Origin of the sequence: Maritalea mediterranea (assembly GCF_021568695.1) — a bacterium.
Taxonomy (GTDB): domain Bacteria; phylum Pseudomonadota; class Alphaproteobacteria; order Rhizobiales; family Devosiaceae; genus Maritalea; species Maritalea mediterranea.
On record NZ_JAKGTI010000002.1, the window covers coordinates 23167 to 42878 of the forward strand.

Annotated in this window: 18 protein-coding genes and 1 tRNA gene; 16 read left to right on the top strand and 3 right to left on the bottom strand. The window is 52.9% G+C overall.

Annotated elements, in window-relative coordinates; genetic code table 11:
- Window positions 1-31 precede the first annotated feature (31 nt).
- The 3 genes from L1I42_RS09040 (at window position 32) to L1I42_RS09050 (ending at window position 2824) form a co-directional block, all read left to right on the top strand.
- Window positions 32-595: a TRAP transporter small permease gene (locus L1I42_RS09040; RefSeq protein WP_236114215.1), complete on the top strand. Its 564-nt coding sequence runs from the start codon at window positions 32-34 to the stop codon at window positions 593-595.
- A 20-nt stretch (window positions 596-615) separates the two neighbouring features.
- On the top strand, window positions 616-1920 hold the full coding sequence (locus tag L1I42_RS09045; protein WP_236114216.1) for a TRAP transporter large permease: 1305 nt from the start codon (window positions 616-618) through the stop codon (window positions 1918-1920).
- Window positions 1921-2020: 100 nt separating this feature from the next.
- A complete protein-coding gene (locus L1I42_RS09050) occupies window positions 2021-2824 on the top strand; it encodes a DeoR/GlpR family DNA-binding transcription regulator (RefSeq protein WP_236114217.1) in 804 nt (267 codons plus the stop codon).
- A 454-nt stretch (window positions 2825-3278) separates the two neighbouring features.
- On the opposite strand, the gene L1I42_RS09055 is transcribed toward L1I42_RS09050, so the two are convergent.
- Complete coding sequence (locus L1I42_RS09055; protein WP_236114218.1) at window positions 3279-4607, bottom strand: APC family permease; 1329 nt, start codon at window positions 4605-4607, stop codon at window positions 3279-3281.
- A gap of 278 nt (window positions 4608-4885) precedes the next feature.
- Here L1I42_RS09055 and L1I42_RS09060 point away from each other — a divergent pair, with 278 nt between their 5' ends.
- The 8 genes from L1I42_RS09060 (at window position 4886) to L1I42_RS09095 (ending at window position 11616) form a co-directional block, all read left to right on the top strand.
- Window positions 4886-5236 carry a hypothetical protein gene (locus tag L1I42_RS09060; protein WP_236114219.1) on the top strand — a complete coding sequence of 117 codons (351 nt, stop codon included), beginning with the start codon at window positions 4886-4888 and terminating at the stop codon, window positions 5234-5236.
- A 43-nt stretch (window positions 5237-5279) separates the two neighbouring features.
- Window positions 5280-5900 (top strand): c-type cytochrome, encoded by a 621-nt coding sequence (locus L1I42_RS09065; RefSeq protein ID WP_236114220.1) that lies wholly within the window; start codon window positions 5280-5282, stop codon window positions 5898-5900.
- Window positions 5900-6805: a c-type cytochrome gene (locus L1I42_RS09070; protein WP_236114221.1), complete on the top strand. Its 906-nt coding sequence runs from the start codon at window positions 5900-5902 to the stop codon at window positions 6803-6805. Before L1I42_RS09065 ends, L1I42_RS09070 begins: the two co-directional genes overlap by 1 nt.
- A complete protein-coding gene (locus L1I42_RS09075) occupies window positions 6792-8198 on the top strand; it encodes a multicopper oxidase family protein (RefSeq protein ID WP_236114222.1) in 1407 nt (468 codons plus the stop codon). The genes L1I42_RS09070 and L1I42_RS09075 overlap by 14 nt, the downstream gene beginning before the upstream one ends.
- Window positions 8199-8252: 54 nt before the next feature.
- On the top strand, window positions 8253-8576 hold the full coding sequence (locus L1I42_RS09080; protein ID WP_236114223.1) for a hypothetical protein: 324 nt from the start codon (window positions 8253-8255) through the stop codon (window positions 8574-8576).
- Window positions 8577-8664: 88 nt separating this feature from the next.
- Window positions 8665-9213: a L,D-transpeptidase gene (locus L1I42_RS09085; RefSeq protein ID WP_236114224.1), complete on the top strand. Its 549-nt coding sequence runs from the start codon at window positions 8665-8667 to the stop codon at window positions 9211-9213.
- Between the two features lie 88 nt (window positions 9214-9301).
- Window positions 9302-10006 carry a hypothetical protein gene (locus L1I42_RS09090; protein ID WP_236114225.1) on the top strand — a complete coding sequence of 235 codons (705 nt, stop codon included), beginning with the start codon at window positions 9302-9304 and terminating at the stop codon, window positions 10004-10006.
- Entirely contained in the window at window positions 10003-11616 is a 1614-nt protein-coding gene (locus L1I42_RS09095; protein ID WP_236114226.1) for a hypothetical protein, read from the top strand. The genes L1I42_RS09090 and L1I42_RS09095 overlap by 4 nt, the downstream gene beginning before the upstream one ends.
- Window positions 11617-12366: 750 nt before the next feature.
- On the opposite strand, the gene L1I42_RS09100 is transcribed toward L1I42_RS09095, so the two are convergent.
- A tRNA-Leu gene (locus L1I42_RS09100) sits at window positions 12367-12453 on the bottom strand.
- Between the two features lie 85 nt (window positions 12454-12538).
- Window positions 12539-12772: a FliM/FliN family flagellar motor switch protein gene (locus tag L1I42_RS09105; protein WP_236114227.1), complete on the bottom strand. Its 234-nt coding sequence runs from the start codon at window positions 12770-12772 to the stop codon at window positions 12539-12541.
- A 134-nt stretch (window positions 12773-12906) separates the two neighbouring features.
- Here L1I42_RS09105 and lipB point away from each other — a divergent pair, with 134 nt between their 5' ends.
- The 5 genes from lipB to folP all read left to right on the top strand — a co-directional run bounded on the left by lipB (window position 12907) and on the right by folP (window position 19710).
- Window positions 12907-13593: a lipoyl(octanoyl) transferase LipB gene (lipB, locus tag L1I42_RS09110; RefSeq protein ID WP_236114228.1), complete on the top strand. Its 687-nt coding sequence runs from the start codon at window positions 12907-12909 to the stop codon at window positions 13591-13593.
- 82 nt (window positions 13594-13675) lie between these two features.
- Window positions 13676-14248: a DUF4282 domain-containing protein gene (locus tag L1I42_RS09115; protein ID WP_236114229.1), complete on the top strand. Its 573-nt coding sequence runs from the start codon at window positions 13676-13678 to the stop codon at window positions 14246-14248.
- A gap of 159 nt (window positions 14249-14407) precedes the next feature.
- On the top strand, window positions 14408-17431 hold the full coding sequence (locus L1I42_RS09120; protein ID WP_236114230.1) for an aminotransferase class III-fold pyridoxal phosphate-dependent enzyme: 3024 nt from the start codon (window positions 14408-14410) through the stop codon (window positions 17429-17431).
- Between the two features lie 75 nt (window positions 17432-17506).
- Complete coding sequence (gene rimO / locus L1I42_RS09125) at window positions 17507-18859, top strand: 30S ribosomal protein S12 methylthiotransferase RimO (protein ID WP_236114231.1); 1353 nt, start codon at window positions 17507-17509, stop codon at window positions 18857-18859.
- Complete coding sequence (gene folP / locus L1I42_RS09130) at window positions 18856-19710, top strand: dihydropteroate synthase (protein WP_236114232.1); 855 nt, start codon at window positions 18856-18858, stop codon at window positions 19708-19710. Before rimO ends, folP begins: the two co-directional genes overlap by 4 nt.
- The last annotated feature ends 2 nt before the right edge of the window (window positions 19711-19712 follow it).

A 19712-nucleotide genomic window follows, 5' to 3' on the forward strand; every position in this document is an offset into this window, starting at 1 on the left:
ACCTAAACGCTAAAGCTGGGTGGGGTCGAGAATGACCGATAACAACACACAAGAAGATCAGTCTATCAAGCGCCCCACCCCAAAATGGGTTAGCGTTCTGGAAATGATTTCCTCCCGGCTCAACAGGATTGCGGCTGGTATTTCCGCGATCCTGTTGGTGCTCATGGTCGGTCTGATTCTGGTGGAAATCGTCCTCAGGTTTTTCTCGCTGTCCACTTTCATGACTGACGTTCTTGTCGGTCATGGTGTTGCGGCCATTACATTTCTGGCCGCGGCATGGGCCCTTGAAGAAGGCAGCATGATCCGCATTTCCGCAGTCACGCAGGTATTGCGCGGACGGGTCCGCTGGGCCACGGAAGCGTTCTGTATTGTGAGTGTCGAGATCCTCATTGTCTGGCTGATGTATTTCGAATGGCGCACCGTAGGCAAGCTTTGGGCCCGCGGCTCCACTACCGAGCATTATCTGCCAATCCCTCTCTGGATTCCTGCTGCAATCTTCCTTGTGGGGCTGGCTCTACTCGGCTTGCAAATCTTAGTTCGTGGCGCGCGCCTGATCAGTCACGGCTACGACGAAAACTCTCTGCTCAAACTCTAGTAAAACGGGAATAGAACGCCATGTCACTCGTTGCAGCCTCAATCGTAGTTTTGTTGATGATGGCCCTGTTTCTGGGCGCTGGGGTCTGGATTTTTGCCGGCCTGATCATGGTGGGGGTCGGTGCTTTGTATATTGTGCTCGATTTTGACCTGATCCGCATCGGCACGATCGCCACAAAGGTGGTTTCCTCCAGTGCAGTGTCGTGGGAACTTGCCGCCATTCCAGTTTTCATCTGGATGGGCGACATCATTTTCCGCACCGACATTTCCCAAAGGCTGTTTCGCGGGCTGTCGCCGATCGTATCCCGCATTCCTGGCGGCTTACTGCACACCAATGTAATTGGCTGCACGATCTTTGCCGCGATCAGCGGCTCCAGCAATGCCACAACCGCGACTGTAGGCAAGATCACCATTCCGGAACTTTTAAAACGTGGCTATGACCTGAATCTGGCGTCCGGCTCACTGGCTGGCGCCGGAACATTCGGCCTGCTCATCCCGCCTTCGATTGCGATGATCATTTATGGAGTTCTCGCCGAAGTCTCGATCGTCAAGCTCTTTGCCGCTGGCCTCGTGCCCGGCCTGCTGATGGCCTTTTTGTATTCCGGTTACATTATTGTCGTGTCTTTCATCAAACCCGGTGCGGAACCTGCAAACGTCGAGAAGGCCAGCTTCAGGCAGATGCTGCGCGGTGTCTGGGACCTCGTGCCCATACTCGTTTTGATGCTCCTGGTTCTGGGGTCAATCTATTCAGGCCTTGCCACACCATCAGAGGCAGCAGCCGTTGGCGTCGCCGTTGCCATCCTGATCACGGTGTTTACGGGGCAGTTTTCCATCAAGATGATTGTGGACTCGCTGATGACCACAATCCGGATTTCAGCAATGATCTGCCTTTTGATTGCTGCTGCGTCTTTTTTGTCGGCCGCCTTTGCCTTTATGCACCTTCCCGTGCAGATCACCGAGGCCATTGCCAACATGAACCTGTCCCCCATCGGCGTTCTGGTCATTCTCGCCTTGCTCTATATCGTGCTGGGCATGTTCATCGACGGCACGTCAATGACCGTCATGACCGTGCCTATTGCAGTGCCCCTGATTATTCAGGCAGGCTTTGATCCCATTTGGTTTGGCGTCTTCCTCGTCATCATGATCGAGTTGAGCGCATTGACACCGCCCGTGGGACTAAACCTTTATATTTTGCAGGGCTTGACCACTGTTGGACTGGGCCGAACCGTGTGGGCCGCCCTGCCCTTCTTTCTACTGCTGTGCTTAGGAACCGCCTTGCTAGTGATTTTTCCACAATTGGCCCTTTGGCTTCCCGGTTTGCTATAGGAGACGATAACGCGCAGCATCGGGTTGAGTGTGTTTGTGCTTGGTATTATTGGATATTTTGTGCAAATAGATGTGTCGACACGCGCGTATGGAGGACGTCATGGACGATTCGCAGGAGAATAATTCTGAAGAGATGTTGCCGGCAGAACGGCGCCAACGCCTGATCGACTGGTTTGACATCAACTTTGCGGGGTCCAGCCAGGATCTGGCCGACCGGTTCAATATCTCAGTTTCAACCATCCGACGCGATCTAGATTTTCTGGCCAAGGAAGGCTATCTTAGCCGCACCCATGGCGGCGCGGTGCGCATGCGTCAACAATCCACCTATGAGCCAAGCACCGATCTGGCGCGCCGCACTGCGGTCGAAGAAAAAAATGCCATCGTCTCCGAAGCGCTCAAGCACATCAATGCCGACCAAAGCATCTTGATCGATACTGGTGCCATTTCACACCTGTTGGCAGATGCTATTGCCACGAGGACAGACCCGCTCACGGTCATCACCAATGATCTCTATGTCGCCCATGCCCTGACCTACAAGCCGCCGTTAAAACTAGTTGTGCCGGGCGGTTCCAACCGGTTTGGTGCCTATAGCCTCCTTGGCGAGCCGGGCATCAGCTTCTTGAATGATGTGAAATGCGATTTGTATTTCATGTCAGCGCAGGCAGTGGATTTTGAGTGCGCATCCGACACGGTTCTCGAACTGGTCGAATTGAAGCGCACTATGATGCAGGCCGCGCAAAAGACCATCCTTCTGGCAGACAGCAGCCGTTTCAATGCACGGGCGCTCTACCGCATTACAGAACTCAGCGAAATCCACATGATCATCACCGATTACGGCCTCCCGGCAAAAGACCGGGACAAAATCCATGCGCACGGGGTGGAACTGGTTTGCGTCAAAGTGTGAGCTAGCGACCGGCATCGGCGGATGGGCAGCTCTCCGTTTGAAATGGCCTAGCCACGACGGACCATGCCGCCAATGGATATGCTGGTCGGCGGTCGGAGCACAAGACTTCGAATCAAACCAAGGAGGTCCAACTATCGAGGCAAATGTTCATACTCCCTTAGCAGGCGATCCATTGGCCAATTAGGACTCTCGAGAGAAGTTCGCTCTTACTGAGCCTATAGTTTCGCCTTCAAGCGCTCGCGGCTCTTCGCCGACATTGGGAGCCTGGCTGCAATTAGTCAATATCCCAAAAGCGGACATTGGAGATAGGGCATTTATGCCGCAAGCTCGAACTTGCTTCGGACATCATGGACATGCCTCCTAAATCGCTCTTCCTAGGAATAGTACCAGGCCACCCATTGCAGCCCGACTATAGTGATAAGGGCTTTGATGGTGATTAAGAGATTGCGGGCGATTAAGCGTGATGTTCATGCTGCCCCGGATCAGCCAGCCACTTGCCGAGATAGAAGCGTTCAAACACAAAAACAGCGGCGATGGCGACCCAAGCAATCACCACAATTGTGGGGTCCATTTCCAGTTTCACCAACGTGAAGGCGGCCAGCACAACGGCATCAAATGTGAGGGCACACAGCAGGATGATTGACGAAGCGCCGATTTCTTTTCGCCGATAGCGGAAAACGCCCCAATGAACCGCCATATCCATCACCAGATAGAAAAAGGCGCCGAGTGACGCAATACGGCTCAAATCAAAAAACATGGCCAAAAAGGACGCGGTGACCACTGTATAAACCAGCGTATGGCGTTGGATCGTGCCGCTCATGCCGAAATGGCTGTGGGGGATCATTTTCATATCGGTGAGCATGGCCAACATGCGGGAGACAGCAAAAATACTGGCAATCACGCCTGAGACCGTCGCGATAACCGCCAGCAAGATCGTTAAGATAAACCCGACCTGCCCCAAGGCGGGCTCTGCAGCTTCGGCCAGCGCATAGTCTTTCGCCTCAATGATCCGATCAATTGGCAGGCTGGCATTCACTCCAAATGCGACGAGCAAATAGGCCGCGACACAGATCATGATTGAGATAAAAATGGCTCGGCCGACATTTTTGTGCGGGTCTTCAACTTCGGCGCCGCTATTGGTGATGGTGGTAAACCCCTTAAAGGCCAAAATACCAAAAGCAACGGAGGCAACAAAGCCAAATGCACTTGTTTGGGTGGGTTGTTTCACGATTGCAAAGTCAAACCCGCTGGCCCATAGCGCGGCGAAGCCAAATAGCGCGATCCCGGCAATTTTAAAGGCGGCCATGACGATTGAGATCATGCCCACAGACCGGTTGCCGGCAATATTGACGATAAAGGCGAATATGATCACCCCGACGGCCAGTATGGGCACCAAAATGCCGCCGGAAATGTCAAAAAACCGCAGCACATAGGTGGCAAATGTGCGGGCCACTAGACTCTCTGCGATTACCATGCTCAAGGCCATCAAAACAGCTGCCCCTGCCGCAATGCCGCCCGCGCCATAGCATTTTTGCAAGATCATGCCGATGCCGCCTGCTGACGGCCAGGCGTTGGACATTTTGATGTAACTATAGGCGCTGAAAAGGGTGACGATGGCCCCGATGATGAAGGCAAGCGGAAATAAATTGCCTGCCAGCTCGGCCATTTGTCCGGTAAGGGCAAAAATGCCGGCACCGATCATCACGCCGGTGCCCATGGCCACCGTGCCACTGAGAGAAAGGGAGTTGGCTTTATAGTCACCTTGGCGTCGGTCATCGTGCATGATCAAAATCCTTCGTCCCTGTCAATATACGCCACCACCATGCAACCTTCCAGCACTGGAAGGTCAAGCTATTGTGGCCGCGCGAAGCCGGCTTATGATGAAAAACCAATGGTTCAATGCCAATTCTGTGCAATATCTGCCCTTTTTTCACCCCATTGCTGCTGCAAAAGCAGGGCGAAGACCTGATGGATAGATTGACACGAAAATCGCCCTGTTTGATATTGGGCGGACTATTGGCAATCGGGCAACGATTCAGACCTGACAGGTGGTAAGCTGCATTGAGTATCAACAGCCGCAAATATTTTGGATGGGCAAATGGACTTTTTCTGGCCCTGGCAATGCTGCTGACGCTGGCCACTGCATTACCCTCCAATGGTGAGATGTTGATCTATGGTGAGCATGAGCACCAGACAACATTTACGGCTGAGGCCCATGAACATGCGCCCGCCACCGGCTATGAAATAGGGTGCGATGATCGCTCCAGCCTGCATTGCGGGGCAAAAATTGCGATCGGCAATATGGGGTTTCCCAGCCTGATCGTGCCGACCGGGCCCACTTTTATCAAACAAAAATCACCTATTTTGATGGCTCGTGCCATCGCGCAAGACACGCCTCCACCCCGCCTCTGATCGAGCAGCACATTTAAACGCTATTCGATTTAAAGAGGACAAAATGAACAAAATTGAACTGACGATTGGCGCGGTGTTTTCGCTTGCGATCACCGGCGCGGCGCTGGCGCATGGCGGGGCCACCGGCATTGTAAAAGAGCGTATGGACGGCATGATGGCGATGGGCAAAGCGGTAAAATCGCTGTCCTCTATGATGCGCGGTGATGTCGACTATGACGAAGCCGCCGTTAAATCACATGCGCAAACCATTGAGGCTCATGGGGGGGAAGCATTGGTCAGCCTGTTTCCAGAAGGCAGTGACGGCGCGCCGTCTGAGGCCAAACCGGAGATCTGGTCAGAGCCGGCCGAATTTGAAGCACTGGCGACCCAACTCAAAACCTATGCCGTTGCCCTGCAGGCCGCGGCCCCTAATGGCCTGATGATGCAAGAGCAGGACCAAACGGACATGATGGGCGGATCCGGCATGATGAGTGGCTCCTCCATGATGGAGAGCAGCGACATGATGGGGAACGATAATGGGATGATGAGTGGCTCTGGCATGATGGGCAATCGACCCATGATGGCCCCCGAACAATTGGCCGAAATGCCCGCTGACGGAGTGTTCAATATGTTGGCGCAAACCTGCGCCAGCTGCCATGCCAAATATCGGGCAGAGCAAAAATAATGCGCAAGAAAACAATTGTGTTTTTTGCAGGCGCGGCGGCTTTTGCCGTCGTGTCTGCCCTTGCCGTGATGCTCTGGCCCATCGGCAAAGAACCGCAACTTGAAACGCTTGAAGGCAACGCCCAGCGCGGTGCTTATCTGGCACGCATGTCGGGCTGTATCGCCTGCCACACGGATGCCGAAAATGGCGGCGCTCCGTTGGCAGGGGGCGTGGAGTTGGCGACCGAATTCGGCACCTTTTATTCCCCCAACCTCACCATGTCTGCACAGCACGGCATGGGGGAGTGGACAATTGAGATGTTTGCCAAAGCCGTTCGCCAAGGGGTCTCGCCCGATGGCGAGCCCTATTATCCGTCATTCCCCTATCCGTTCTATGCCAAGCTGACCGATCAGGACATTGCTGATCTTTGGGCGGCTTTTCAAACGGTGCCGGGTGTGGATGAGCCGTCAAAACCGCACCAGATGAGGTTTCCATATAATATGCGGGCGGGCCTCAAAGTGTGGCGTGCCGCTTTTCTGAATCCGAAACCCTTTGAGCCAGATCCATCGCAATCCAAGGCCTGGAATCGCGGCAAATATATCGTTGAAGGCCCGGCCCATTGCGGCGCCTGTCACACACCCCGCAATTTTGCCGGTGCGCGAGAAGCCAGCTTCAAGTTTCAGGGCGCCGACAAACTGCCCGACGGCGGAAAATCACCGTCCATTCATAGCTTTGCATTGAAGGAAAAGGGATGGACCCAGTCGACGCTTGCCTATGCCCTTAAAAGTGGCATCAAGCCAGACGGGGATGTGTTTGGCGGATCAATGGTGGAGGTCGTGCGCGATGGCACGTCCTTTTTAACGCCGCAGGACTTAGAGGCCATCGCCACTTATCTGGTAGGAGCAAATGACGATGCAGCTCAATAGACGGCAAATGTTAAAATGGATGGGTGCGACCACCTCACTTGCCTTGGGCCAGCCTGCGCTTTTCGCGCGGGCTGCCACCGGCACCGAGATTGAGCTGGAAGCCGCCCCTGTGATGCACAAGCTGCATCATGCCCCCGAAGCGCAAGCCTCCACCCTGTGGGGGTATGATGGGCAGGTGACCGGGCCAACTTTGCGATTCCGGCAAGGGGAGAAAGTGACCATTCACTTCACCAACAATCTGCCGGAACCCACATCCATTCACTGGCACGGTTTGCGCATCGCCAACGCCATGGACGGTGTGTCCGGCCTCACGCAGGAACCTGTGCAACCGGGCGAAAGCTTCACCTATGAGTTCGTCGCGCCGGATGCGGGCACCTATTGGTATCACGCGCATCACAAAAGCTGGGAACAAGTGGCGCGTGGGCTTTACGGTGGCCTGATCATTGATCCGGCGGAAGGTGAGATTTTGCCAGAGACGCAAGATCATTTAGTGATTATGGATGATTGGCGTTTGAATGAAACTGGCCGTTTCGATGCGGCCAGTTTGGGCGCGCCGATGGATTGGAGCCATGACGGGCGCTTGGGCAATTGGCTCACGGTCAATGGTGAAAGCCTGCCGCGCTTTTCTCTTTGCAAGGGCGCATCGCACCTGTTGCGCCTGGTCAATGCCAGCAACTCCCGCATCATGGAAATAGACCCGGAAAGATTTGGCGGCAAGATCATCAGCTTTGATGGCCAGGCCCTACCAAATGCGCCAACAGCATTGGGATATAAGCCCCTCTTGCTGGGGCCGGCACAGCGGGTGGATATTTTGGTGGAGCCACAAGAAAGCTTCACGCTGGAAGAACTGTCGCGCGAGCCCTTCGCGTTCTGTTTTTTTGACGTGACCACGCCATGTGAAAACGTCGCGCCCTTTGTGCCGCCAAGGCCCAATCCGCTGCCCGTGCCTGCCAAGGCCAACCGCTTCAAGTTTGACCTGCGCATGACCGGCGGGGCAATGGGACGACTTGGCGATATTGTCTATCAGGGCGAAAAAATGCAGCGCGGTGATTTTCAGCGCACCAAGCAATTCTGGGCGTTTAACAATGTGGCCAATTTAGCAGAAGAACCGCTCTTCACGGTGAAGCAGGGTGAAGCCGTAGAGTTGAATGTGATCAATGAAACCGCCTTTATGCATGCGATGCACGTGCATGGGCATCACTTTCTGGTTGAAGACCGCGATGGCAATGGTGTCGAGTTTGACCCCTTGTGGCGCGACACATTTCTCATTGGCACCCAACAATCGACCCAAATTGCCTTTGTAGCGGATAATCCGGGCAAATGGCTTTTCCATTGCCACATGTTGGAACATGCTGCCTCGGGCATGAATGCCTGGTTTCAGGTGGAAGGCTAAGAAGCACTTATGATTTCACTGGAAATGCGAGTCCGTGGCGGTTAGATTATCGTTATGCTACGCACCTTTACCCTTATGGTCACAGCTATATTGTTGTTGGGCCAGCTCAGCATGGCAACAAGTGCAGCGCAAGGCAAAGGCTTTGCGTTGGCAAGCGTGCTGGAGCAAGGGGTGGAAAAGGCCCATGGTTGTTGCGACGACGCCAAGGCGGCTCTTGATGCGAAAGACTACGCGAGCGATTGTGTGCATGCCATATTAGGTGAGTTGGCTTTGATGCTTTCCCCAAGCCCGGTTGAAGCCAACACGCCGTTTTTGGGCGCAATGCGCCCTATTCAGGAGTGGCCAAACGGCCCCCCACCCATATTAAACCGCATTTAAAGTCACCTTTTGATGTCGGAAAGCCTGCGCTGTTTATGCTCCTACCAAAGGGCACTTCGCGCACGGCCTATTTATATATGTGGTAAAAATGAACTCATCTCAATTCTCGCCAGAACGGCGACATATGCTTAAAGCCGCTGGCGCCTTCGCGCTGACCAGTGTGCTCGCCGGGTGCACAACAACAGCCGGTGAAGCACCAGATTTAAGCGCGGCAAAAGCTCTTTATGGGCCCTTGCCCAAAGAGCGCTTCCCAATCGCCGCGCTGCCTGTGGAAAAGATCGACCCGCAATATTATCGCCAAACCGTGCGGTACCGTACTAAGGAACCCGTTGGCACAATCATTGTCGATACGTCTTCTTTTTTCCTCTATCTTGTGCAGCCGGACAACAAAGCCATTCGATATGGTGTCGGTTTGGGGCGGGCCGGTTTTTCTTGGTCCGGCCGCGCTTTGGTTCAGTGGAAACGAAAATGGCCGACATGGACACCGCCTGCGGAAATGATCAAACGGGAACCCCATCTGGCCAAATATAGTCACGAGAATGGCGGCATGGCACCTGGACTTAAAAACCCTCTTGGAGCGCGGGCGCTATATATTTTTAAGAACGGCAAAGACAAGTCCAGATGCCGTCGTCGCTGAGGACGAGGATGTTGGGGAGCGCGAAAGAACAGCTGACGATGATGCTTATATACTTGGACTAGATGACTTCGAGAGGTCACTCGATCACATGATCAATGATGCCGCGGATAGCCCCGAATCGCTCAAAGCTCTGCTGGTGATCCAACTTGAAGTTGGCATGTGGATGCGTCTTCACCGCCTAGATGATTTTGATGGAGCGCGCGAGTTCTTGGGTCAATGGTTCATCAATGCGAGCAAACGCGGCCTAGCCAATGAAGATAGCGTGTCTGCTTTGACGCAGCACATCTTCACAACCGCTGCGATCCTTTCCGCATTCGCCGATAGCCCAGCCGACGCCGCACAGTTGGTCGCCCTGCACGATGCATTGGAGAGATTCTGTTCTCGTGCCGTTGGTAAAGAGCTGGCCATTGGAAGTCTCGTATCCGATCCGAAAACAGGATTCGCATCCACGCTCCTACCCGAGCTTGATACACACGCACTGAAAGCCGCGCTCATAGACGTGTTGACGACAAAAACACGTCGCCGCCAGCTTGAAGATGCGCTTTACCTTGCAGAGCGAAGAAAAGTCATTCCCAAAAACTGGGAGGTATTTGCTTCACCCATCGGTCGATCCCTCCATGCCAAACTGTCAAAACCTAACTGGAAGCAGCAGGTAAAGCGTGCCATTCCGAATTATCACGCATGTAGCCACTGTTGGTGCAGTTACCCGGTGCATGAACTCAATCAGCTCCGACGTCAGAGGATTGGTCACTGCATCCAGTGTCAAAAATACTCATTGGATCTAGAGCCATGAATATAGAACTTCCACAGAAGCCTTTTTTTCTTGCTCCGCTTGATCGCGAAAACAGCGGTGTTGATTTTTTGGGTCTGCGCCAAGCTAATCTTGACATGATGGGAGAGATGATCCCCTCTATCAACAACGTGACCTCTTATATTCGTCCATTCTCGCTTATGTCGTGGGTTTACTGGAAGTTTCACGACCTCTGCGAAGAAGCTGGAATTGAAGAAGCAAACAGTGATGATCTGAAGCTTTTCCGCGAAAGAATAGAAGTGCTGTTCACATGGGGTGCGAGCCACCACGAAACATCCGAGCGTATTCCAGGCATTTGGGCCACGCCTCCGCCAGACAAGGATGGCGTAAAACCGCTAAGCTTTGACGCTTGGGGCCGCGTGCAGAGCAGTACAAGTTTGATTGCCGCTCTTTGGTACGGACCTGCGCTAAAAACGGTAACAGGACTAGGATTTCTATCGCCCATTCCAGGACGCAGAGGATTCTTTAGGGTATCAAGCGCAGGCGCAGCTTTGGCACAATCATTGGACAAGAAACTTCGTGAGGATGGAGGGCGGTATGATCGTCTGTTGGCAACGCTTGATCCCGTCGAGGCAAACAAAGGCGATGCCATCGCCTTATGGTCACTTTGGTCTCCCGAAACGGTTGAACACAAAGAAATGGCGATATTCTCAAGCGCCCTGATGACTGAAGAGGCTGTTGGTTTGAACGATACATTGCTCAGCAAGCGCAGCACGACCCTCTCTCTCGCGCGCCATCATTTGCAAGAGGCGGGCACTCCACAGAGCATTCCAGAGATCAGACGAGGTATGTGCTTCTCCATTCGTACCGATGGCTCCACGTATGATATCCCAGCCGTGCTGGAGAAATGCCGCCGAAAATGGCTCACGCTTCAAATGCGACAACTACAACGACTTGCCTTGGAAACGCTACTCGGCTGGTGCGAAGATCAGATACTTCGCCACGACGTCGTCGATCCGTCGGCGATGGCTTCGCAATTCAAAACCTTATGGACACCCACCGATTTCGGTCTCGGCGAAGACAGAACCCTTGCAGAACTGATCAACGAACTGGATGCCAAGTCCAACTCAGTTGAGAATTTCATTGGAGCCATCAACAAACATGATCTTCCTGATCCCTTTTCGATCATGGCAGAAATCACCGATAAGTCTCGGCTGCGTGACCCAGATGCTGCAGCCTCGTGCTTCTTCGGGCTTCTCCAGTGTGCTTCGTTTGCAGGAGCGGAAAACGCCCCAGCGGACATGATACAACTCGGCACTGCGCCGCGCTTATCTCTTATTGTACTTCGAAACAGATTGACCGGTCTCGAAAATGTCAACATCGCGGAAGCCTTTGAGTACATTATGGAGGCCACGGTAATCAGCCAGCACTTCTCAACGGCTGTAAACCGTTTTGACGGCCGCAACCAACGCTTGAGGCTTGCCATTGAAGAAACCGGACTGACAGCCCTCGTAAGCTCTCCGTGGAAACCGACGGTTACGGAGGATCGCCTCGCGATGCTTCTTTCCCTCTCCGCACAATGTGGCCTTGTCAGTAAGAATTCTGACGGAGAATTTCTCAGCAATGAGGGGATTGAGAATGCGAGCATATAGGTATCGATCAGCGAAGAACAATGAATTTACACTAGATATTGTTCCGAGCAACCGACCTTATTGTGCGGATAGGACGAGCCTGAATAATCCAATGGAGGGTATATTTGCTCATTCATAGAGCAGACATAGGAATGAAGCACAATGTATCGTCAAAGACGTTGGCTCCGAAAAGAAGTCGATTTAAAATCTGCCCTCTATAAGTTGATTTTCAGTCGCATTTGCTCTGGTCGCATTACGCCGATAGATTCAACGGCCTTACCGCAGAAGTTGACCTACCCAGCAACAATCCCGTCATCAATCCGATTGAACATAGCGGGGCATTTGCTTTCTTGAATATGAATTAGGTCCAAGCTGAAGATGAAGCCTCAAGGACGACATTGTTTTCAAAATATGACGAATGGGAATACGATCGCGGAATCCGAATACCGAACAACACACTATATTTTCAACTCGAAAGCCCACAAACACGATAGCCACCGCAAGTCCAATAATTCGAGTCCACGAGAGAAATGTTCATTTGGCGGCCAGATCGAAAAAGCATAAAATCAGGAGACATTGATTAGGCTTTTCCTGAGACGGTGCAAAAACTAAATTAAGCCACAAAAAATGAACAAAACGTCGGTTTGTGCAGATATCCGCATTATCACTGAATCTGCGTCCCACCGCCACGCAAACTGTGTAAGGAGGTGTGTAAGAAACCTACACACACAACCTTAAGCCGTTAATTTAAAACAGCATTTCCTCTAACAATGGTGCGGTCGAGAAGACTCGAACTTCCACGGGTGTTACCCCACAGCGACCTCAACGCTGCGCGTCTACCAATTCCGCCACGACCGCATAATCGTCTTAAGCGCGCCACCATTTATCAAATGGTCATGTTGCACACAAGCTCTATTTATAACTTTTTATGGCTGAGGCGAACCTAAGGCTGTTTTGTGATCTTTTCCAGCACTTCAATTGAGAGTTGCCCATCATCAATCTTGATCTCCCCAGTGGCGACCAAGGTTTTGTTGGCATAGATTTTGAGCGGATCAAACTCCGTCGCGTCCAGCTCGATCACCGCGCCACGGCCCATGCGCAGCAGGTGATGCACCGGCATTTTGGTTGCGCCCAACTCAACAGTAATATCTACATCAATGGATTTTAACGCGTCCATGCAGTTCGGCCTCAAGCAACAGAATCATGTCATTGCACCTCAAAGCTATATGGCATAAACCAGAGGCGATGCAATTGACCTTGCACCGCCCATGGTTATCGAAGTCTTAACAAAACCCAAATTTACCGCACATTATGTCTCAAAATCCTACAATTCTGCGCCCTGATCAGCGCCCCACACACTGGAAGATCTCAGACCATCAGGTGGACTATCCAGATGCCTTGGCGCGCATGAAGGCGCATGTAGAAAAACTGGTGCGCGGCGAAGCGGAGGAACTCGCCTGGCTTTTGGAGCATCCGCCGCTTTACACAGCCGGCACATCGGCTAAAGCTGACGATTTGACTGACCCGAACATGCTGCCCGTATTCGACGCGGGCCGTGGTGGGCAATATACCTATCATGGCCCAGGCCAGCGCGTGGTTTATTTGATGCTGGATCTCAAGCAACGCGGCCGCGATGTACGCGCTTTCGTGCGGGCGATGGAACAATTGGTGATTGACACACTGGCTGATTTCAATATTGACGGCGAGCAACGCGATGGTCGGGTTGGCGTTTGGGTTAGACGGCCCGAAAAGGGCTTCAATAAAGAAGACAAGATCGCTGCGATTGGCGTACGTGTGTCCCGCTGGGTGAGTTTTCACGGGATTTCGATCAATCTCAATCCGGACCTCGATGATTATCGTGGCATCGTGCCGTGCGGCATCAGCGATCAAGGCGTCACCAGTTTTGAGGATTTGGGACAATTGGTTTCCATGCCGGAACTGGATAGCGCCCTTAGAAAGAATTTTGAACGTATATTTGGTCCGACAACCAGGGTTTAACCCCTTGTATGCTGGCCATATTTCCCCAAATTGTGCTAAAGCTTAAGGGCGATAGGACAACCACCCAGCCAAAGGTGACAAAATGAACACCGAAGACATCAAGAGATTGGCCACAAGCGGCACCATCTTCAATCTGGACCGCATGATTGCGCCAAAAATCATCAAGCTGCTTTATTTGCTTGGTCTGGGCACCATTGTGCTCTGGTCCATCAATCACTTATTCGCAACCTTTGCCGATTCCTTCGGCTCTGGTCTGTGGGGCATTTTGGAAGTCGGCATTTTTGGGCTCGGTGCTTTTGTGGCGTTGCGCGTTTTGTGCGAAACTTTGTTGGTGTTCTTCAAGAAAAACGAAAAGCTGATGGAAATTCAGCAACCTGTGCGTCCTGCCCTATCCATCTTCGATGATGTGAAGGACGCTTTGGAAGAACTCGCCGAGGATGATGAGGATGCACCGGCACGTGCAAAGGAACCAGCGACACCGGCACAACCTAAAGCTAAAGCCAGCGCTGCAAGTCCCCGTAAGACCACGACAAAGGCAAGTGCTGCTAAGCGCACAACGACCACGAAAGCTGCGCCCCGTAAAACACCCGCAAAACGCAAAACCACGGCCAAACGCCCAGCCGCTGCTCGAAATTCTAGCACCACCAAAGAATAATCCGCAGCGCATCAGTGACTTATACCTTGTCTTGGGTTCATGCTTTTCTGGCATGAACCCATTTTTATTTATCGCATTTTCATGCGCTGTTTGGGGGTCCAATTGACCCTCATTTTGGATAATATAGCCAAAACCATTCCATAAAGAGATCAAGCGCCTATGTCAGCTTTTGAATTTGCCCCGCCGCAATTTACCGAACAAGATGTCGCCGAATTGCTCGCCGCTAAATATGGGCTAGAGGGAAAGATACAAACACTGGACAGCGAGCGGGATCAAAATTTCGCGGTCTCTACTGACCAGGGAAGGTTTGTGTTTAAAATCGCCAATGCTGGCGAAGATGTCGATTTTCTGCACCTGCAGAATGATAGCCTGACTTTCTTAAAAAAAGCCGGTTTTGATGGATGCCCAGAACTGGTGCGAACCAGTGAGGGCGAACAGATGTTCGTAGCGCAAAAAACCGACAATGAACATCAAGTGCGGCTACTGACCTTTTTAGAAGGCGACCTTTACTCGCAAAAACCGGTATCACTGGACCGTCTGGCCGATCTAGGGCGCTTTATGGGCAAATTCTCAACAGCATTCAGTGGCTTTTATCACCCCGCTGCGCATCGGCCAGATTTCATCTGGAATTTGGACAACGCCTTGGCCGCCGAGGATTTTTTTCCTTCGATCGCTAACCCGTCCCATCGTGAACGTGCCGAGCAATTATTTGCGCATTATCGTGCGGAGACCGCGCCCAAACTGCAACATTTGCGCATGGCGGTAATCCATCAGGACGCAAACGACAATAATCTGGTGATCGATCCAAGTGATGAAAGCAAGGTCACAGGACTGATTGATTTTGGCGATATGTGCCATGGGCGACAAATCAACGAGCTGGCCGTGACGATGGCCTATGCCCTGATGGGTCAAGATGATCTGTTTGCGGCGTCGAAAGCGCTGGTCAGTAAATATTGCGCTGAATTTCCGCTGTTTGCGGAAGAACTAGATGTGCTGTTTGATTTGATCCGCATGCGCCTCACCGTCAGCGTGGCGATGTCCTCGCACCAGATCAAGGCTCATCCAGAAAATGAATATTTGCTGGTCTCACAAAAGCCAGCACTCGAGCTACTTGATCGGCTTGATGATGTTGACCCGCAATTTATGACGGCGCTGTTCCGCCATGCAGCGGGACTGGACGCTGTGGATCACACAAGCCACATCATTGAGTTTCTTGAGCGAAATCAGCCCAATACCGCCTCACTGTTCAAGCCTGATTTCAAATATGAAGCCCGGTTTGTCATACCTGCTGACGGCAGCGACACGACGGTTCCGCCCTTCAGCGACAAGGCTTTTAACGCCTGGTTCGATGACAAATGTGCCAAAGAAGAAGCCCGCTTCGGCATTGGCCGCTACGGCGAAGACCGCACGGTCTATCAAACCGATGCCTTCGCCTCCAAACTATCAAAAGAACGCCGCACCATCCATATGGGCGTGGACGTGTTTGTCCATGCCGACGAGCCCTTGCACGCGCCAATGGCGGGCGAAGTCTATGCCGTGCATGACAATGCGTTTGAGCTGGATTATGGCCCCACACTGATTCTAAAGCATGAAACGGATAAGGGCGTGCCATTCTACTCGCTTTACGGCCACCTCTCCCGCTCTATCTTTGATTTGCACCATGTGGGCGACAAAATCGAAAAAGGCCAATTGATCGGCCATATTGGCGATTGGGACGTGAATGGCGGCTGGTATCCGCATCTTCATGTCCAAATCATGACCTCAATGTTGAGCCAGTCCACCAATTTCAACGGCGTGGCGCACAAAAGCATGTGGGATGTGTGGCAGCAAATCTGCCCCAACCCGAATCTTTTGATGAACCAGGCTCCACAAACCTTTGAAATTGATGATCAAACACCAGACAAGCTAATTCAGCGCCGCGCCAATCTGCTCGGCCCGTCACTGAGCGTTTCCTATAATAAAAAGCTCAAAATGGTGTCTGGCAAAGGCGTGCATCTTTATGATCACACAGGCCGGGCCTTCGTGGATTGCGTCAACAACATCACCCATATCGGCCATTGCCACCCCCATTTGGTGGAGGCGATTTCGCGACAAGCCGCAATCCTCAACACCAATACCCGCTATTTGAGCGAGTTGGTGCTCGACTTTGCCGAACGCCTCACCTCAAAAATGCCGGAGCATTTGTCGGTCGCCTATTTTGTCAATTCAGGCACCGAGGCCAATGAACTGGCGCTGCGCATTGCGCGGCAGGCTACGGGCCAGAAAGACACAATCGTGCTGGATTGGGCCTATCACGGCAACTCGCAAGGTGCTGTTGATGTCAGCCCCTATAAATTCAAACGCAAAGGCGGCTTTCCACAGCCCGACTTTACCCATATCGCCGAATTCCCCGATCCATTCCGCGGGCCCTATCGCTATGGCGACAATGATGCGGGAGCGAAATATGCGGAGGATGTGAAACGGCGCATCGCGGAAATCAAAGCCAAAACGGGCAATGGCGCCGCCACCTTTATCGCTGAAAGCATTTCAGGTGTCGGCGGTCAGGTTGCATATCCGGAAGGCTATTTCAAAGCTGTTTACGAAGCCGTACGTGCCGAAGGCGGCGTGTGCATTGCTGACGAAGTACAATGCGGCTTTGGCCGTGTGGGCGAGCATTTCTGGGCCTATGAACTGCAAGATGTGGTGCCGGACATTGTGGTGATGGGCAAACCCATTGGCAACGGCCACCCCCTCGCCGCGGTGGTCACCACCAAGGAACTGGCCGACAAGTTCAACACCGGCATGGAATATTTCAACAGCTTCGGCGGCAACCCTGTATCGATGGCTGTGGGCATGGCGGTGATGGATGTGATTGAAAATGAGGGCCTGCAGGCCCATGCCAAAGAATTGGGCAATTACATTTTAGGCCGCTGGCAAACGATCAAAGACAAATATGATCTGGTGGGCGACGTACGCGGCCACGGCCTGTTTCTCGGCATGGAGCTGGTTGAAGATGAGCAATTGACCCCGGCAACGGAGAAAGCCAGCGCCATTGTAAATGCCATGCGCGACCGCTCCATTCTACTCTCAACCGATGGTCCGCTGGACAATGTGCTGAAATTCAAGCCGCCTATGGTGTTTAGCCGCGAAAATGCCGATTTTCTGTGCGACCAGTTGGATGAGGTGATTAGCACATTCTCCTAAGCCACAGCACTTGTGCTTGACGTAGGATTTGAGTGCGTTAGAAAGCCCATTCAAATCCTATTAAAGGCCGAACGGATGAACCAGAACCCAACCATCGGACTTGTCAGCCTTGGCTGCCCCAAGGCGCTTGTCGATTCAGAACGCATTTTGACCACTTTGCGCGCGCAGGGCTACAATTTCTCGCACTCCTATGAGGGCGCGGATTTGGTGATCGTCAATACATGCGGATTTTTGGACAGCGCCAAAGCTGAAAGCCTTGAGGCCATTGGCGAAGCCATCAATGAAAATGGCAAAGTGGTCGTTACTGGCTGTCTGGGCACCGAAGAGCAATTGATCCGCGACACGCACCCAAAAGTGCTCGCCGTGTCCGGCCCGCATCAATATGAAGCGGTGGTGGAAGCGGTTCATGAAAATCTGCCGCCCGTACATAAGCCATTTGAAGATCTAGTGCCTGCCGATGGATTGCGCCTAACGCCACGCCACTACGCCTATCTGAAAATTTCCGAAGGCTGTTCCAACCGCTGCACATTCTGCATCATCCCGTCCATCCGCGGTGATTTGCAGTCGCGCCCCGTGGCCAGCGTGCTTTATGAAGCCGAACGGCTGGTGAAGGCGGGCGTGAAAGAAATCATGGTGATTTCGCAAGACACAAGCGCTTACGGCCAAGACATCAAATATGCTACGTCCCGCTTTCACAAGCGCGATGTGGAAGCACGGTTCCACAATCTTTGTGAAGAGCTGGGCGAATTGGATGCATGGGTGCGCTTGCACTATGTTTACCCCTACCCGCATGTCGACAAGACCATCCCGCTGATGGCTGAAGGCAAAATCTTGCCGTACCTCGACATTCCATTCCAACACGCAGCGCCAAATGTGCTTAAAGCCATGCGCCGCCCGGCCAATCAGGTCAAAACCGCCGATCGCATCAAACATTGGCGCGACATCTGCCCGGATCTGGCCATCCGCTCTACCTTCATCGTGGGCTTCCCGGGTGAAACAGAAGACGACTTCCAGCAATTGCTCGATTGGCTGGACGAAACCCAAATCGACCGCTTGGGCGCGTTTCAATATGAGCCCGTGACCGGCGCGGTGGCCAATGAAATTGAAGGCGAAGTGCCCGACGAGATCAAGCAGGACCGCTATGATCGTTTGATGATCAAAGCGCAGGCCATCTCCGCCGAACGGTTGCGCCAGAAAGTCGGACGCGAGATTGATGTGTTGATCGACGATGTGGCCCCCGAAGACAACCGTGCACTCGGCCGTAGCCAATGGGACGCGCCAGATATTGATGGGCAAGTGTTTATCGACGATGTGCAAGGCGTAAAACCCGGCGACATGGTGAAGGTTAAACTGGTCGATAGCGACGAATATGACCTTTATGGCGAGCCTGCACAGCCTGAATTTGTGGCCAAACCCGCTGCAGAATGATGCATCAGGAGTTCAAATGGCAGCTCAAGTCTGGTGAAATCACACTGGGGCGCGATCCCCTTGTGATGGGCATTCTCAATGTCACGCCCGACAGCTTTTCTGACGGGGGTGACTTCACCGACCGCGATAAGATTATCGCGCAGGCGCAAAAGATGGTCGCCGAAGGTGCGCATATTTTGGACATTGGCGGCGAAAGCACCCGCCCCGGCTCCGAAGCTGTGGCGGCCCAAGAAGAGCTCGATCGCGTCTTGCCCGCCATCGATGCCCTCAAAGAATCAGGCATCACAGCCCCCATCTCTATTGACAGCTACAAGGCCATTGTCGGTCAACAGGCCATGGAAGCCGGAGCTGAAATCATCAATGATGTGTGGGGCTTTCAGCGCGACCCGGAACTGGCTGACGTCGCAGCCCATTATAGCTGCCCGGCCATATTGATGCACTGGGATCCAGACCGCGACCGCGAAAAAGATTTGATCGACGAGATGAATCGGTTCTTTGAGAAGAGTCTGCAAATCGCTGAAAACGCAGGCATTTCCAAATCTCAAATCGCCTTGGACCCCGGCTTTGGCTTTGCCAAAAACTTTGATGAGAACTACGAATTGCTGCGTCGGGTCGACGAACTGCATGCCCTTGGCTATCCGCTGCTAATTGGCACCTCCCGCAAATCCATGTTTGGCAAATTGCTGGGCAATACCCCAAAAGAACGGGTTGCGGCCACCGCCGCCTCTACGGTACTTGCATATGGAAAAGGCGCGCATATATTCCGCGTGCATGATGTGCGCGAGAATCGCGATGCACTGCAAGTCGCCAAGGCAATGCTTTATGGCCCGCCACCGCCAAAGGACGTTTAATT

Coding starts and splice junctions, on each gene's coding strand:
- L1I42_RS09040 (WP_236114215.1), top strand. CDS start 32: ATGACCGATAACAACACACAAGAAGATCAGTCTATCAAGCGCCCCACC.
- L1I42_RS09045 (WP_236114216.1), top strand. CDS start 616: ATGTCACTCGTTGCAGCCTCAATCGTAGTTTTGTTGATGATGGCCCTG.
- L1I42_RS09050 (WP_236114217.1), top strand. CDS start 2,021: ATGGACGATTCGCAGGAGAATAATTCTGAAGAGATGTTGCCGGCAGAA.
- L1I42_RS09055 (WP_236114218.1), bottom strand. CDS start 4,607: ATGCACGATGACCGACGCCAAGGTGACTATAAAGCCAACTCCCTTTCT.
- L1I42_RS09065 (WP_236114220.1), top strand. CDS start 5,280: ATGAACAAAATTGAACTGACGATTGGCGCGGTGTTTTCGCTTGCGATC.
- L1I42_RS09070 (WP_236114221.1), top strand. CDS start 5,900: ATGCGCAAGAAAACAATTGTGTTTTTTGCAGGCGCGGCGGCTTTTGCC.
- L1I42_RS09075 (WP_236114222.1), top strand. CDS start 6,792: ATGCAGCTCAATAGACGGCAAATGTTAAAATGGATGGGTGCGACCACC.
- L1I42_RS09080 (WP_236114223.1), top strand. CDS start 8,253: ATGCTACGCACCTTTACCCTTATGGTCACAGCTATATTGTTGTTGGGC.
- L1I42_RS09085 (WP_236114224.1), top strand. CDS start 8,665: ATGAACTCATCTCAATTCTCGCCAGAACGGCGACATATGCTTAAAGCC.
- L1I42_RS09090 (WP_236114225.1), top strand. CDS start 9,302: ATGATCAATGATGCCGCGGATAGCCCCGAATCGCTCAAAGCTCTGCTG.
- L1I42_RS09095 (WP_236114226.1), top strand. CDS start 10,003: ATGAATATAGAACTTCCACAGAAGCCTTTTTTTCTTGCTCCGCTTGAT.
- L1I42_RS09105 (WP_236114227.1), bottom strand. CDS start 12,772: ATGGACGCGTTAAAATCCATTGATGTAGATATTACTGTTGAGTTGGGC.
- lipB (WP_236114228.1), top strand. CDS start 12,907: ATGTCTCAAAATCCTACAATTCTGCGCCCTGATCAGCGCCCCACACAC.
- L1I42_RS09115 (WP_236114229.1), top strand. CDS start 13,676: ATGAACACCGAAGACATCAAGAGATTGGCCACAAGCGGCACCATCTTC.
- L1I42_RS09120 (WP_236114230.1), top strand. CDS start 14,408: ATGTCAGCTTTTGAATTTGCCCCGCCGCAATTTACCGAACAAGATGTC.
- rimO (WP_236114231.1), top strand. CDS start 17,507: ATGAACCAGAACCCAACCATCGGACTTGTCAGCCTTGGCTGCCCCAAG.
- folP (WP_236114232.1), top strand. CDS start 18,856: ATGATGCATCAGGAGTTCAAATGGCAGCTCAAGTCTGGTGAAATCACA.